The sequence below is a fragment of the Pseudomonas farris genome, from assembly GCF_019145235.1.
Classification (GTDB): Bacteria; Pseudomonadota; Gammaproteobacteria; order Pseudomonadales; family Pseudomonadaceae; genus Aquipseudomonas; species Aquipseudomonas farris.
On the sequence record NZ_JAHSTV010000008.1, the window covers coordinates 314,566 to 326,862 of the forward strand.

Sequence of the window (12,297 nt, forward strand, 5' to 3'; positions counted from 1 at the left end):
GAAAGCAGCAACGAGCCGACCTACCTTATGTGCACTCTTGTGAAAAGTCCGTATTCTGGACACCTTTCTACAGACTTTTCAGCGAGTAACTGCAATGCGGCTGGCTTTATTCGACTTGGACAACACGCTTCTGGGCGGTGACAGTGACCACGCTTGGGGCGATTATCTGTGCGAACGCGGTTTCCTCGACGCCGTCGCCTACAAGGCACGCAACGACGAGTTTTATCAGGATTACCTGGCCGGCAAGCTGGATAACGACGCGTACCTGAACTTCTGCCTGGAAGTTCTCGGCCGCACCGAGATGGCCACACTGGAGCAATGGCATCTGGACTACATGCGTGACTGCATCGAACCGATCGTGCTGCCCAAGGCAATCGAACTGCTGGCCAGACACCGTGAGGCCGGCGACAAGCTGGTGATCATCACCGCCACCAACCGCTTTGTGACCGGGCCGATTGCAGCACGTTTAGGCGTTGAGACCCTGATCGCCACCGAATGCGAAATGATCGACGGCCGTTACAGCGGGCGCAGCACCGATGTTCCGTGTTTCAGGGAAGGTAAGGTGACCCGGTTACTTCGTTGGCTGGAAGAGACTGGCCATAACCTGGAAGACAGCTATTTCTACAGCGATTCGATGAATGACTTGGCGCTGCTGGAGCGGGTGACGAACCCGATCGCGGTCGACCCGGACGTGAATCTGCGGGCCGAGGCTGAGAAGCGAGGTTGGCCGGTAATTTCGTTGCGCGGCTGATATCGCCTTCGCGAGCAAGCCCGCTCCCACAATTGATCTTCAGTGGACACAGGATTTGTGTACAGCCGAGATCAATTGTGGGAGCGGGCTTGCTCGCGAAGGGGCCGACTCGGTCTGTAGCCTTAAACCGGCTTGGCTCCCATCAAACCCGCAATCGCGATGAAACAAACAAAGCTGAACAGTGCGAGGGCAAAGGTGAATTTGCCGTTCCCCGCCGGCGCCTTGCGCAACTTGTTCAGCCGCACCACCAGCCAGAACCAACCCAGGGCCGCCACGGTATAGAGCACACTGGAAGCCAGCAGCCAGGTCTGCCCCAACGGCCAGCCCACCAGATGCACCATCCACCAACCGGTGAATGGCATGCTCAGCAATGCCAGGCCCATCAATAGCCAGATGAACACCAGCGGTCGCTGCAAGGTGCGGACGTGAGCCGTCGTATCACCGTTACGGCGTGTGCGCCAGACCCAGATCCCCAAACCCAGCGCGCACACCAGCAACACCACCGTTGCAACCATGTGCGCCACTTTCAGGGCGGTTAACGTTTCCATTGTTCGATTTCCTTATAGCCTGCCGATCAGCGTAGCCGCTCAGCCGAGAAACAGCTGATAGGCCGGGTTGTCGCTTTCGTCCCAGTACGGGTAGCCGATTTCTTCCAGCGCGGCCGGTACCAGATGACGCTCGTCGTGCGGCACTTGCAGGCCCGCGACCACCCGGCCATCGGCCGCGCCGTGGTTGCGGTAGTGGAACATCGAAATGTTCCAGCGTCCGCCGAGTTTGTTGAGGAAGTTGAACAACGCACCCGGACGCTCCGGAAACTCGAAACGCAGCACCACTTCATCGACAACCTGGGCGGCACGCCCGCCAACCATATGGCGAATGTGCAACTTGGCCAGTTCGTTGTCGGTCAGGTCGAGCACCGGGAAACCCTGCTCGGTGAGACTGGCGAGCAGCGCACTGCGCGGGTCGTTTTCCGGGTGCGTCTGCACGCCGACAAAGATGTGCGCTTCGCTGCCGGTGTTGTAGCGGTAATTGAATTCGGTGATCTGACGCTTGCCGATGGCTTCGCAGAACGCCTTGAAGCTGCCCGGTTTCTCGGGAATGGTCACGGCAATGATGGCTTCGCGACCCTCGCCCAGTTCAGCGCGCTCGGCCACGTGGCGCAAGCGGTCGAAGTTGACGTTGGCGCCGGAGTCGATGGCTACGAAGGTATGGCCCGTGACGCCGCGCTGCTCGACATATTTCTTGATCCCGGCCACGCCCAAGGCGCCAGCAGGTTCAGTGATCGAGCGGGTATCGTCGTAGATATCCTTGATTGCCGCACAGATCTCGTCGGTGCTGACAGTGATGACTTCGTCTACGTAGTCTTTGCAGATATCGAAAGTGTGCTGGCCAATCTGCGCCACCGCGACGCCATCGGCGAAGAGACCCACGGTCGGCAAAACCACGCGCTCGCCGGCCGCCATGGCCGCTTGCAGGCAGTTGGAGTCATCCGGTTCGACGCCGATGATTTTGATGTCCGGGCGCAGGTATTTCACGTACGCCGCGATCCCGGCGATCAGCCCGCCGCCGCCCACCGGAACGAAGATCGCATCCAGACGCCCCGGGTGCTGGCGCAGAATCTCCATGGCCACCGTGCCCTGCCCGGCAATGGTGTGGGGATCATCGTAAGGGTGAATGTAGACGTAGCCTTTTTCGTCGACCAGTTTCAGCGAGTAGGCCAGGGCTTCCGGGAACGAATCCCCGTGCAGCACCACTTTGCCGCCGCGCGAACGCACGCCTTCGACCTTGATCTCCGGGGTGGTCTTGGGCATCACGATGGTCGCTTTCACGCCCAGAACCTTGGCCGCCAGGGCCAGGCCTTGCGCATGGTTGCCCGCCGACGCGGTGACCACGCCGCGAGCGCGCTCTTCATCGCTCAGCTGCGTCAACTTGTTGTAGGCGCCGCGAATTTTGAACGAGAACACCGGCTGCAAGTCTTCACGCTTGAGCCAGATATCGTTGCCCAGCCGCTCGGAGAGCTGGCGGGCAGTCTGCAATGGGGTTTCTACGGCAACGTCATAAACGCGCGAGGTGAGGATCTTTTTGACGTACTGTTCGAGCATCGGAAAGCATCACTGAGCGGGTTGGGCAGGGCCAAGGAGTCTAACCCGGCTTTTGGCCGGGCGACCACACTAAACAGATGGTTTTGAAACCGGAGTAATACCTGTGGCGAGGGGGCTTGCCCCAGTTGGAGCGCGAAGCGCTCCCCAGCACTCTTCCAGATACACCGCATTCGACAGCCTTACGACTGCTTCGCAGCCGAACGGGGGCAAGCCCCCTCGCCACAGGAGTGTTTCCCCCTGCACTATCGCGAGGCCTATAATGCCGGCCTTTCGTTCCCCTTTCGGCACTTCGGAGCCCGCATGACCCAGGATCAACTCAAACAGGCCGTAGCCCAGGCCGCCGTCGACTTCATCCTCCCGAAACTCGATGACAAGAGCATCGTCGGGGTCGGCACCGGCTCCACCGCCAACTGCTTCATCGATGCCCTGGCCAAGCACAAAGGCGCATTCGATGGCGCGGTCGCCAGCTCCGAAGCCACCGCCGCCCGCCTCAAGGGCCACGGCATTCCGGTGTATGAGCTCAATACCGTCAGCGACCTGGAGTTCTACGTCGACGGCGCCGATGAAAGCGACGAGCACCTGCACCTGATCAAGGGCGGTGGCGCGGCCCTGACCCGCGAGAAGATTGTGGCGGCCGTGGCCAAGACCTTCATCTGCATCGCCGACGCCAGCAAACTGGTGCCGGTCCTAGGTGCATTCCCGCTGCCGGTGGAAGTGATCCCGATGGCCCGCAGCCACGTGGCCCGCCAACTGGTGAAGCTCGGCGGCGACCCGGTTTACCGTGAAGGCGTGCTGACCGACAACGGCAACATCATCCTCGACGTGTTCAACATGCAGATCACCAACCCGGTGGAGCTGGAAACACAGATCAATGCCATCGTCGGCGTGGTCACCAACGGCTTGTTCGCAGCCCGCCCGGCTGATTTGCTGCTACTGGGGACGAGCGAAGGCGTGAAAACCCTGCGCGCCCAATAAGGCAGACACCAAACAGTGTGGGAGCGGGCTTGCTCGCGAAGAGGCCGTGTCAGCCGATAGAGATGTCGGCAGACAGAGCGCTTTCGCGAGCAAGCCCGCTCCCACATTTGTTTTGTAGTGTCTGTCAGGGTTGTGCTGGTTTTTTGAAGACGTAGAAAAGATTCGGCTCGCTGACGAGGTACAAGGTGCCGTCGTCGTCCATGGCGATGCCTTCCGCTTGCGGCACAGTCTTCTGCAATCCCTGACGCCCCTTGCTCAGTGACAGAGTGGTCAGCGGCCGCCCATCGACATCCAGCTCCAGAATCAGTCGCGATTCATCGGACAGCGCCAGCAGATGGCCGCTGCGCTCGTCGTATTGCAGGCTCGACAGGTCTCGCACGAACATCCCGGCATCGCGTTTTGGGTTGTTCACGACATGCACCGCGTAGGATTTCTCCGGGTTGTAATGCGGAAAGCCCTGCACTTCGTAAATCAGCATCGGATCGCGCTCCTTGGCGACAAACAAGCGCTTGCCCACCGAGTCATAGGCCAACCCTTCAAACCCTTTGTTGCCACTCATGTGCACGCCGAGGGTCATCTGCTCGGCGTCCGCGGCATCGAGGAACGTCGTGTCCTTCTCCAGATGAATCTTGATCAGCCGTTGCTGGCGCTCGTCGGTGATCACGTAAGTGTCAGCACTGATGAACTCCACCGCCTCCGGGTCGCCAAACCCGATCAGCGCCACACGCCGCAGAATTTTGCCTTCCAGAGACAATTCGATCAGTTCGGCATTTTTGTTGGTAACGGTGAACAGGCTTTTACGCACGGGATCGAAGGTCAGCGCCGAAACATCGTCGTCCAGGCCATCGATGACTTGCGCCTCGATTGCTACCTGATACTGATCCAGACCAATGGACTGGGCATTCATTGGCTGCCAGAACGCCTGCACATTGAACCAGGTGCGCTCGAACAGACGCAGGTACTGGCCGACGGCAATCAGCACGATCAGCGCAATCACCGACAGGATCAGCATCAGGGGTTTGGGACGGGCAAGTCGGCGCATTCAGGCGAGCTCGGAAACAAGACGGGTGGATGAAATACCACGGCAGTATGAATTCAAGCTTAATGGCCAGTGGCCTTCGACCACAATTACCGAACTCGTAGGAGCGGCCGAAGGTTCGGGCCGCGTTCGGACGCTCTTTTGATCTTCAACAATCTTGCCTGCACCAAAAGATCAAGAAATCGCTGCCTTCGGCAGCTCCTACCGTTGTTTTTCGAACCGATAGAACAGGTTCGGCTCGCTCACCATGTACAGCGTGCCCGCTTCGTCCATGGTCACACCTTCGGCACGGGGAATGGTTTTCTTCAGACCATTGAACCCTCCGAGCAAAGTCATGAAGCTGACCTGCTCGCCTTTCTCGTCCAATTCCAGCAGCAAATGAGAATCGGCGGACAGCACCAAAGTATGGCCGGTGCGCGGATCGATGGCCAGGGCCGACAGGTTGCGGATATCCAGTTCGTCGCTGGACAGCTTTTGCTTGTCGCCCTTGAGGATTTGGCTGTCGTCGCTTTTCCAGCTGAACAGCGCCGGTGGACGCTCTTCACCCAGCAGCAGTTGCTGGTTGCGCGCATCCCAGACGATCGCCTCGAAGGCTTTATTCTGGTCTTTTGACGGACCCAGGTCGTATTTCGGGAAACTGGCGATATTCAGTTCGCGAGTATCGGCATCGACCTTGACGATGGTAAGCAGGTGCGCGCGCTCATCGGTGATCGCCAGCAAACCATTGCCCATGACCGTTACCCCTTCCGGGTTGCTCCAACCCACCAGCGGCATTTTGCGCAACACATCGCCCTGCAACGTCAGCTCGACCAGAAACGGGTTCTTGCCCATCACCGCAAACAGGGTTTTGGTCTGCGGGTCATAAGACACGTCCGACGCTTCGTCCTTCTCCATGCCCGGCAGCAGTTTGGCGTCGATCACCGCCCGGTAATCCGGCAGCCAGATACTCTCTTTTCGCTCGGCCGGGCTTTCGAAACGCTCCATCACCCAGAGCAGGCCGCGATCATCCCAGTGCATCGCAAACACGAGGCCATACACAGCAGCCGCTACCAGCAAAAGCCAGGAATACCAACGCATGACAAAGCGCGAGCGGCGGGCAGTTTTCAGCTTGGGCAGCGGTTGGGTGCTCATGCAGGGATACGTTCCAGAAATTCAGGCTATGGGTAATAGCACAATTGGGACTGGCTCAGACGCCAGAAGCCCCGGAATTATCCGGACAAGATGTGAAAAAAACGGGAAATGGCGGTAAAGCCCTGTGTGGGCAGATGCAATTTGCGGGAAGGATCACAAACCAATGTGGGAGCGGGCTTGCTCGCGAATGCGGTCTGTCATCCAATATTGATGTTGGATTTGACGGCATCTTCGCGAGCAAGCCCGCTCCCACAGGGTTTTGCGTCGGGTCAGCGGACGCTGCTGGCGAAGCGGCTGGCGCCCGGCAGTTCGAGCACCAGTTCGTCACCGACATTCAGCGAGCCAACGCCCACCGGCGTGCCCGTGAGGATCACGTCACCGGCCTGCAGCGAGAAGCAACCGGCCATGTACTGGATCATCGGCACAATCGGATTCAGCATGTCCTTGCTGTTGCCATCCTGGCGCACTTCGCCATTGATGGTCAGGCGGATGCCAATGTCGGTCAGGTCGGCGAAGGTACTGCCAGCCACGAACGGCGCAAGCACTGCCGCCCCGTCGAAAGACTTGGCGATTTCCCACGGCAGGCCCTTGGCTTTCAGCTCGGCCTGCTTGTCGCGCAAGGTCAGATCCAGTGCAGGGGCGATGCCGGAGATAGCGTCCAGCACTTCTTCACGGCTCGGCTTGGTCGACAACGGCTTACCGATCAATACGGCGATTTCTGCTTCGTAATGCACTGAGCCACGCTCGGTCGGAATGCTGAAACCACCTTCCAGCGGCACCACGCAACTGCCCGGTTTGATGAACAGCAGTGGCTCAGTAGGCACCGGATTGTCCAGCTCCTTGGCGTGTTCGGCGTAGTTGCGGCCGATGCATACCACTTTCCCCAGCGGGAAATGAATACGCGTACCGTCGACATACTGGTGCTGATAGCTCATGGACCGACTCCTGCTTCGTGCTCTTAACGTTCGAAGAATCAAACAGCGAAAATCTTGCCCGGGTTCATGATGCCGTTCGGGTCGAATACCGCTTTGACGGCTTTCATGTACTCGATCTCAACCGGCGAGCGACTGTAGGTCAAATAGTCACGCTTGGTCATGCCCACACCATGCTCGGCGGAAATCGAACCGTTGTACTTCTCGACGGTTTCGAACACCCACTTGTTGACGGTCGCGCACTTGGCGAAGAACTCGTCCTTGCTCAGGTTATCCGGTTTAAGGATGTTCAAGTGCAGGTTGCCGTCGCCGATGTGGCCGAACCAGACGATTTCGAAATCCGGGTAGTGTTCGCCGACGATCGCGTCGATTTCCTTCAGGAACCCGGGGACTTTCGACACAGTGACCGAAATGTCGTTTTTGTATGGCGTCCAGTGGGAAATGGTTTCGGAGATGTACTCGCGCAATTTCCACAGGTTCTGCAATTGGGTTTCGCTCTGGCTCATCACGCCGTCCAGCACCCAGCCTTCCTCGACGCAGTGCTCGAAGGTTTCCAGGGCGTGGTTGGCCACTTCTTCAGTGGTCGCTTCAAATTCCAGCAGCGCGTAGAACGGGCAATCGGATTCGAACGGTGCCGGCACATCGCCGCGCGCCATAACCTTGGCCAAGGCTTTATCGGAGAAGAATTCGAAGGCGGTCAGGTCAAGCTTGCTCTGGAATGCATGTAACACCGGCATGATCGAATCAAAATCGGCGGTGCCGAGGACCATCGCGGTGAGGTTTTTCGGCGCACGGTCCAGGCGCATGGTGGCTTCGACCACAAAACCCAGCGTGCCTTCAGCGCCGATGAACAGCTGACGCAGGTCGTAGCCGGTGGCGTTCTTGATCAGATCTTTGTTCAGTTCCAGCAGATCGCCCTTGCCGGTGACGACTTTCATGCCGGCTACCCAGTTGCGGGTCATGCCGTAGCGAATGACCTTGATCCCGCCGGCATTGGTGCCGATATTGCCGCCAATCTGGCTGGAACCTGCCGAAGCGAAATCCACCGGGTAGTACAGTCCGTGCTCTTCGGCCTTGTTCTGCAATTGCTCGGTAACCACGCCTGGCTGACAAACGGCCGTGCGGTCTGTCAGGTTCACATCGAGGATCTGGTTCATATAGTCGAAGGACACAACCACTTCGCCATTGGCTGCCACGGCCGCAGCCGAAAGCCCGGTACGACCGCCGGATGGCACCAGCGCCACCTTGTGGTTATTGGCCCAACGGACAATGGCCTGGACCTGCTCGGTGGTCTTGGGAAACACAATAGCGGTCGGGGCGGGGGCGAAATGCTTGGTCCAATCCTTGCCGTAAGCATTCAGGGAGTCGGCGTCGGTCAGCACCTTGCCGGGCTCAACCAGGGTCTTCAGCTCATCAATCAGGGCAGGATTGGTCATCGACAGAACTCTCGAACAATTCATGGTCATCCTGAGAACGCTTCACGTCGCAGGAATGAGTGTTTAGCGGGGTGCATATGCTAGCATACCGACCCCGCAGGATAGTGCCCAAAGGCTGTTCTGCGGCGACGGCTTTCTTGCCGTCCGGGTCAGCATCTGTTGACCATTTCCTGCCATTTTTCTCCGGGACACAGGTTTACGCAGATGAGCAAGACTTCTCTCGATAAGAGCAAGATCAAGTTCCTTCTTCTCGAAGGCGTCCACCAATCGGCTGTCGACGTCCTCAAGGCGGCGGGCTACACCAGCATCGAGTACCTCACAGGTTCTCTGCCGGAAGCCCAGCTGAAGGAAAAGATCGCTGATGCTCACTTCATCGGCATTCGCTCCCGCACTCAACTGACCGAAGAGATCTTCGATCACGCGAAGAAACTGGTGGCTGTCGGCTGTTTCTGCATCGGCACCAACCAGGTCGACCTCAACGCGGCTCGCGAACGCGGCATCGCAGTATTCAACGCGCCGTACTCCAACACTCGCTCCGTAGCCGAGCTGGTATTGGCCGAAGCGATCCTGTTGCTGCGCGGCATCCCAGAGAAGAACGCTTCCTGCCACCGTGGCGGCTGGATCAAGAGCGCGGCCAACTCCTTCGAAATCCGCGGCAAGAAACTGGGTATCGTCGGTTACGGCTCGATCGGTACTCAGCTGTCGGTTCTGGCCGAAGGCTTGGGCATGCAGGTGTATTTCTACGATACCGTGACCAAGCTGCCATTGGGCAACGCAACGCAAGTTGCCAGTCTGACCGAGCTGCTGGGCATGTCCGACATCGTCACCCTGCACGTTCCGGAAACCGCAGCCACCCAGTGGATGATCGGCGAGAAAGAAATCCGCGCCATCAAGAAGGGCGGCATTCTAATCAACGCTGCTCGCGGCACTGTTGTTGAACTGGACGCCCTGGCGGACGCGATCAAGGACAAGCACCTGATCGGCGCCGCCATCGACGTATTCCCGGTGGAGCCGCGCTCCAACGAAGAAGAGTTCGAAAGCCCGCTGCGTGGCCTGGACAACGTGATCCTGACCCCGCACATCGGTGGTTCCACCGCTGAGGCGCAAGCCAACATCGGTCTGGAAGTGGCGGAAAAACTGGTCAAGTACAGCGACAACGGTACTTCGGTATCGTCCGTGAACTTCCCGGAAGTGGCGCTGCCGGCTCACCCTGGCAAGCACCGTCTGCTGCACATCCACGAGAACATTCCGGGTGTGATGAGCGAGATCAACAAGGTCTTCGCCGAAAACGGCATCAACATTTCCGGTCAGTTCCTGCAGACCAACGAGAAAGTCGGCTATGTCGTGATCGACGTCGATGCCGAATACTCGGAAATGGCGCAGGAGAAGCTGCAGCACATCAACGGCACCATTCGTTGCCGCGTGTTGTTCTGATCGCGTTTTGAGCGACAAAAAAGGGAGCTCCTCGGAGCTCCCTTTTTCACAGCTGCTTTTTCATGGCTGTGGAAAAGTTACTTCACAGTCACGGTGATTTTCTTCGAAACGATCGGTGGATCGAACGGCATGTGACCGCTGTCGCCCAGCTCGAGCTGCAAGGTGTGCTTGCCCGGTGCCAGTTTGATGGTGGCCTCGGTTTGCGCCTTGCCGAAGTGCATGTGGTTGGCATCTGTCGGAATCGGTGCGCCTTCGGCAGGCAGCTTGTCGACATCGATCAGCAAGTGGTGATGACCGGTGTTTTTGGTTGGATCACCAGCCGGGGCAAGTGAGATGTCCTTCACGCCAAACTTAACCTTGAATTCCTGCCCCACAGTCGCACCGTCTTCCGGGGAAACAATGAACGCTTGTGCACCTTTGGGAGCAGGTGTGGCAGCCGTTGCCAGCATCGATGCACCCAGCAACAGGCCAGCCAGTGCGGCTCGTGACATAAAGGTTTTCATTCTCTTCTCCAGTTTTTCCGTAAAATTCGCTCGACCGTGACAACTTCACGGCCATTCGTTGTCGAAGGCACACGACAACCATAGCAAAGCGAGCCTGAACAGCGCGTCGCGATAAATGAATTCAAAGGAGTGACCATGCGCTTTTTGCCTGGCCTGATCTGCCTGCTGCCCCTTTTTAGCCCTTTGGCTCATGCCGAACTGATGGACGATGTAAACGACCGCGGCGAATTGCGCATTGCCCTTGAGGCTAATACACCGCCCTTCAATTTCAAGGATGACGACAAACTGACCGGCTTCGAAGTCGAGTTGGGTCAACTGCTGGCCGATGAGCTGGATGTACGGGCCGACTTCGTCGTCACCGATTCCGGCGATCTGTTGACCGGCGTCGAAAGCGGCAAATACGACGTGGCCATCAATCACATAGCACAGACCCCGGACCTTAAGGATCGTTTCGACTTCACCGAACCTTACAGCTACGCCGATGCACAATTGCTCGCGCAGAAAGAAGAGCAGCCGCGCCCGCTAGTGTTGGTGCAAACGCTGAAGGAAGAAGAACCGAAGGCCGGCCCGCCGGTGAGCCTGGCGATTCCGTTTCAGAAGGGTAACCCGGCGTTTCATGCCAGCCTCGAAAACGCCTTGCAGCGGATCAAGGGGGATGGCCGATTGGAAGCGTTGTCGCAGAAGTGGTTGGGGGCGGATACGAGCGTGGCGCCGAAGCCATAAGGCACTGAAGATTTAATGTGGGAGCGGGCTTGCTCGCGAATGCGGTGTGTCAGGCAACATTGATGTCGACTGACACTCACTCTTCGCGAGCAAGCCCGCTCCCACATGGGTTTTAGGCAGGTCGTTAGTTCAGGGTTGCCAGGGCTGCCAGGGCTGCCGCCGCTTCGGCCAATTCCAACTCACTGAACACCTGAACGCCATTGCGCTTGAGCAATGCCGCGGTGACACCCTCGCCGCTGATCTTCACGCCACTGAAGGTCCCGTCATAGGTCAACAGATTCCCGCAAGACGGGCTGTTGGCCTTGAGCACGGCAATGCGGATGCCGTGCTGTTGCACCAGTTCCAGCGCCTGATAAGCCCCCGAAAGAAACTCGGCACTGACGTCCTCGCCCTCGGTGGTGATGACCGATGCAAGGCCATCAAGCACTTCACCACCCTGCCCGCCCGGAATCTCCGCCGCGGCCCTTGGCGTCGGCAAACCACCGGCGACTTCCGGGCACAACGGCACCACCCGGTCTTCGGCAATCCATTGTTCCAACAAATTGAATGGCCCACTGGCGCCACCGTCGTAACGGACGCGGTGACCGAGCAAACAGCGGCTAACCAGAATCTTTTGCATGATCAGAACGGCTCGTTGCCACGACGGCGGAACCAGCCCGTCAACGACAGGCGATCGCGGGTCGCGGGCAGGACTTCGTGGGGGACTTCGCCCGACAGGAATACCACCAGGCATCCGCCGGTGGGCACCACATCGTGTTCGATGCCTTCGTCCAGGTACATGCGCAACTGACCGCCATGCTCGGGCAGCCAGTCGTCATTGAGGTAGATCACCGCCGAGACCATGCGCCGGTCGTCATCGCGGAACCGGTCGACATGCTTGAGGTAGAAAGCGCCAGGCGGATACAGAGCGAAATGGCTTTCGAAATCTTCCAGGCCCAGAAACAAACTGCGATTCATCGCCTCACGCAGGCTGTCCATCAATCCCAGATAGCTGTCGCAAGCCTCGGCCTGACCGGGTTCGAGCCACTGGATATGGTCACCACGAATGCCCTCGCGGATCTCCGAAAACGGCCCGCGCCCCACGGCGGCCGGGGCGAGTTCGCCCTCGGCGGCACGTTTGCGGCACTCGGCCGCCAGCGCCCGGGTCAGATCCAGAGGCAGGAAAATATTCTGCTGCGACCAGCCGCGCTCAGCCAGGTCGTCGACGATACGTAACAGCAGCGGATGATCAGAGGATATTTGCATGGCGCGCATAGTATTCCTGTGCCCGC

The 12,297-nt window shown here is 58.7% G+C and carries 13 protein-coding genes; 4 read left to right on the forward strand and 9 right to left on the reverse strand.

Translation table 11 applies throughout. The features are described 5' to 3' along the window. Positions 1-94: 94 nt before the first annotated feature. Positions 95-751, forward strand: coding sequence for a histidinol-phosphatase (locus KVG95_RS18930; RefSeq protein WP_217857508.1), 657 nt, complete (start codon positions 95-97; stop codon positions 749-751). A gap of 122 nt (positions 752-873) precedes the next feature. Here KVG95_RS18930 and KVG95_RS18935 read toward each other — a convergent pair whose 3' ends face one another. Both KVG95_RS18935 and ilvA read right to left on the reverse strand, forming a co-directional pair. Further along, a complete protein-coding gene (locus tag KVG95_RS18935) occupies positions 874-1,299 on the reverse strand; it encodes a DUF2269 domain-containing protein (protein WP_217857509.1) in 426 nt (141 codons plus the stop codon). A 39-nt stretch (positions 1,300-1,338) separates the two neighbouring features. Beyond that, positions 1,339-2,853 carry a threonine ammonia-lyase, biosynthetic gene (ilvA, locus tag KVG95_RS18940; RefSeq protein ID WP_052964603.1) on the reverse strand — a complete coding sequence of 505 codons (1,515 nt, stop codon included), beginning with the start codon at positions 2,851-2,853 and terminating at the stop codon, positions 1,339-1,341. A gap of 300 nt (positions 2,854-3,153) precedes the next feature. Between ilvA and rpiA the strand changes: the two genes are divergently transcribed. Then, positions 3,154-3,828 carry a ribose-5-phosphate isomerase RpiA gene (gene rpiA / locus KVG95_RS18945; protein WP_052964602.1) on the forward strand — a complete coding sequence of 225 codons (675 nt, stop codon included), beginning with the start codon at positions 3,154-3,156 and terminating at the stop codon, positions 3,826-3,828. Positions 3,829-3,952: 124 nt separating this feature from the next. On the opposite strand, the gene KVG95_RS18950 is transcribed toward rpiA, so the two are convergent. The 4 genes from KVG95_RS18950 to KVG95_RS18965 form a co-directional block, all read right to left on the reverse strand. Further along, positions 3,953-4,870: an SdiA-regulated domain-containing protein gene (locus KVG95_RS18950; RefSeq protein WP_052964601.1), complete on the reverse strand. Its 918-nt coding sequence runs from the start codon at positions 4,868-4,870 to the stop codon at positions 3,953-3,955. Between the two features lie 198 nt (positions 4,871-5,068). Continuing rightward, entirely contained in the window at positions 5,069-5,998 is a 930-nt protein-coding gene (locus KVG95_RS18955) for an SdiA-regulated domain-containing protein (RefSeq protein ID WP_217857510.1), read from the reverse strand. 269 nt (positions 5,999-6,267) lie between these two features. Next, on the reverse strand, positions 6,268-6,933 hold the full coding sequence (locus KVG95_RS18960; protein ID WP_217857511.1) for a fumarylacetoacetate hydrolase family protein: 666 nt from the start codon (positions 6,931-6,933) through the stop codon (positions 6,268-6,270). A 38-nt stretch (positions 6,934-6,971) separates the two neighbouring features. Continuing rightward, positions 6,972-8,366: a D-2-hydroxyglutarate dehydrogenase gene (locus KVG95_RS18965; RefSeq protein ID WP_052964598.1), complete on the reverse strand. Its 1,395-nt coding sequence runs from the start codon at positions 8,364-8,366 to the stop codon at positions 6,972-6,974. 204 nt (positions 8,367-8,570) lie between these two features. Here KVG95_RS18965 and serA point away from each other — a divergent pair, with 204 nt between their 5' ends. After that, entirely contained in the window at positions 8,571-9,800 is a 1,230-nt protein-coding gene (gene serA, locus KVG95_RS18970; protein WP_052964597.1) for a phosphoglycerate dehydrogenase, read from the forward strand. Between the two features lie 77 nt (positions 9,801-9,877). On the opposite strand, the gene KVG95_RS18975 is transcribed toward serA, so the two are convergent. Beyond that, positions 9,878-10,303, reverse strand: coding sequence for a DUF4399 domain-containing protein (locus KVG95_RS18975; RefSeq protein WP_052964596.1), 426 nt, complete (start codon positions 10,301-10,303; stop codon positions 9,878-9,880). Between the two features lie 135 nt (positions 10,304-10,438). Here KVG95_RS18975 and KVG95_RS18980 point away from each other — a divergent pair, with 135 nt between their 5' ends. Next, positions 10,439-11,026: a transporter substrate-binding domain-containing protein gene (locus KVG95_RS18980; RefSeq protein WP_217857512.1), complete on the forward strand. Its 588-nt coding sequence runs from the start codon at positions 10,439-10,441 to the stop codon at positions 11,024-11,026. Positions 11,027-11,150: 124 nt separating this feature from the next. Here KVG95_RS18980 and KVG95_RS18985 read toward each other — a convergent pair whose 3' ends face one another. Together KVG95_RS18985 and KVG95_RS18990 are read right to left on the reverse strand one after the other, a co-directional pair. Beyond that, positions 11,151-11,645 carry a 2-thiouracil desulfurase family protein gene (locus KVG95_RS18985; protein WP_217857513.1) on the reverse strand — a complete coding sequence of 165 codons (495 nt, stop codon included), beginning with the start codon at positions 11,643-11,645 and terminating at the stop codon, positions 11,151-11,153. Between the two features lie 2 nt (positions 11,646-11,647). Continuing rightward, positions 11,648-12,280, reverse strand: coding sequence for a 2OG-Fe(II) oxygenase (locus KVG95_RS18990; RefSeq protein WP_217857514.1), 633 nt, complete (start codon positions 12,278-12,280; stop codon positions 11,648-11,650). Positions 12,281-12,297: the final 17 nt, after the last annotated feature.

Excerpts from the sequence above, each read along its gene's own strand:
- KVG95_RS18930 (WP_217857508.1), top strand. The coding sequence starts at position 95 with ATGCGGCTGGCTTTATTCGACTTGGACAACACGCTTCTGGGCGGTGAC.
- KVG95_RS18935 (WP_217857509.1), bottom strand. The coding sequence starts at position 1,299 with ATGGAAACGTTAACCGCCCTGAAAGTGGCGCACATGGTTGCAACGGTG.
- ilvA (WP_052964603.1), bottom strand. The coding sequence starts at position 2,853 with ATGCTCGAACAGTACGTCAAAAAGATCCTCACCTCGCGCGTTTATGAC.
- rpiA (WP_052964602.1), top strand. The coding sequence starts at position 3,154 with ATGACCCAGGATCAACTCAAACAGGCCGTAGCCCAGGCCGCCGTCGAC.
- KVG95_RS18950 (WP_052964601.1), bottom strand. The coding sequence starts at position 4,870 with ATGCGCCGACTTGCCCGTCCCAAACCCCTGATGCTGATCCTGTCGGTG.
- KVG95_RS18955 (WP_217857510.1), bottom strand. The coding sequence starts at position 5,998 with ATGAGCACCCAACCGCTGCCCAAGCTGAAAACTGCCCGCCGCTCGCGC.
- KVG95_RS18960 (WP_217857511.1), bottom strand. The coding sequence starts at position 6,933 with ATGAGCTATCAGCACCAGTATGTCGACGGTACGCGTATTCATTTCCCG.
- KVG95_RS18965 (WP_052964598.1), bottom strand. The coding sequence starts at position 8,366 with ATGACCAATCCTGCCCTGATTGATGAGCTGAAGACCCTGGTTGAGCCC.
- serA (WP_052964597.1), top strand. The coding sequence starts at position 8,571 with ATGAGCAAGACTTCTCTCGATAAGAGCAAGATCAAGTTCCTTCTTCTC.
- KVG95_RS18975 (WP_052964596.1), bottom strand. The coding sequence starts at position 10,303 with ATGAAAACCTTTATGTCACGAGCCGCACTGGCTGGCCTGTTGCTGGGT.
- KVG95_RS18980 (WP_217857512.1), top strand. The coding sequence starts at position 10,439 with ATGCGCTTTTTGCCTGGCCTGATCTGCCTGCTGCCCCTTTTTAGCCCT.
- KVG95_RS18985 (WP_217857513.1), bottom strand. The coding sequence starts at position 11,645 with ATGCAAAAGATTCTGGTTAGCCGCTGTTTGCTCGGTCACCGCGTCCGT.
- KVG95_RS18990 (WP_217857514.1), bottom strand. The coding sequence starts at position 12,280 with ATGCGCGCCATGCAAATATCCTCTGATCATCCGCTGCTGTTACGTATC.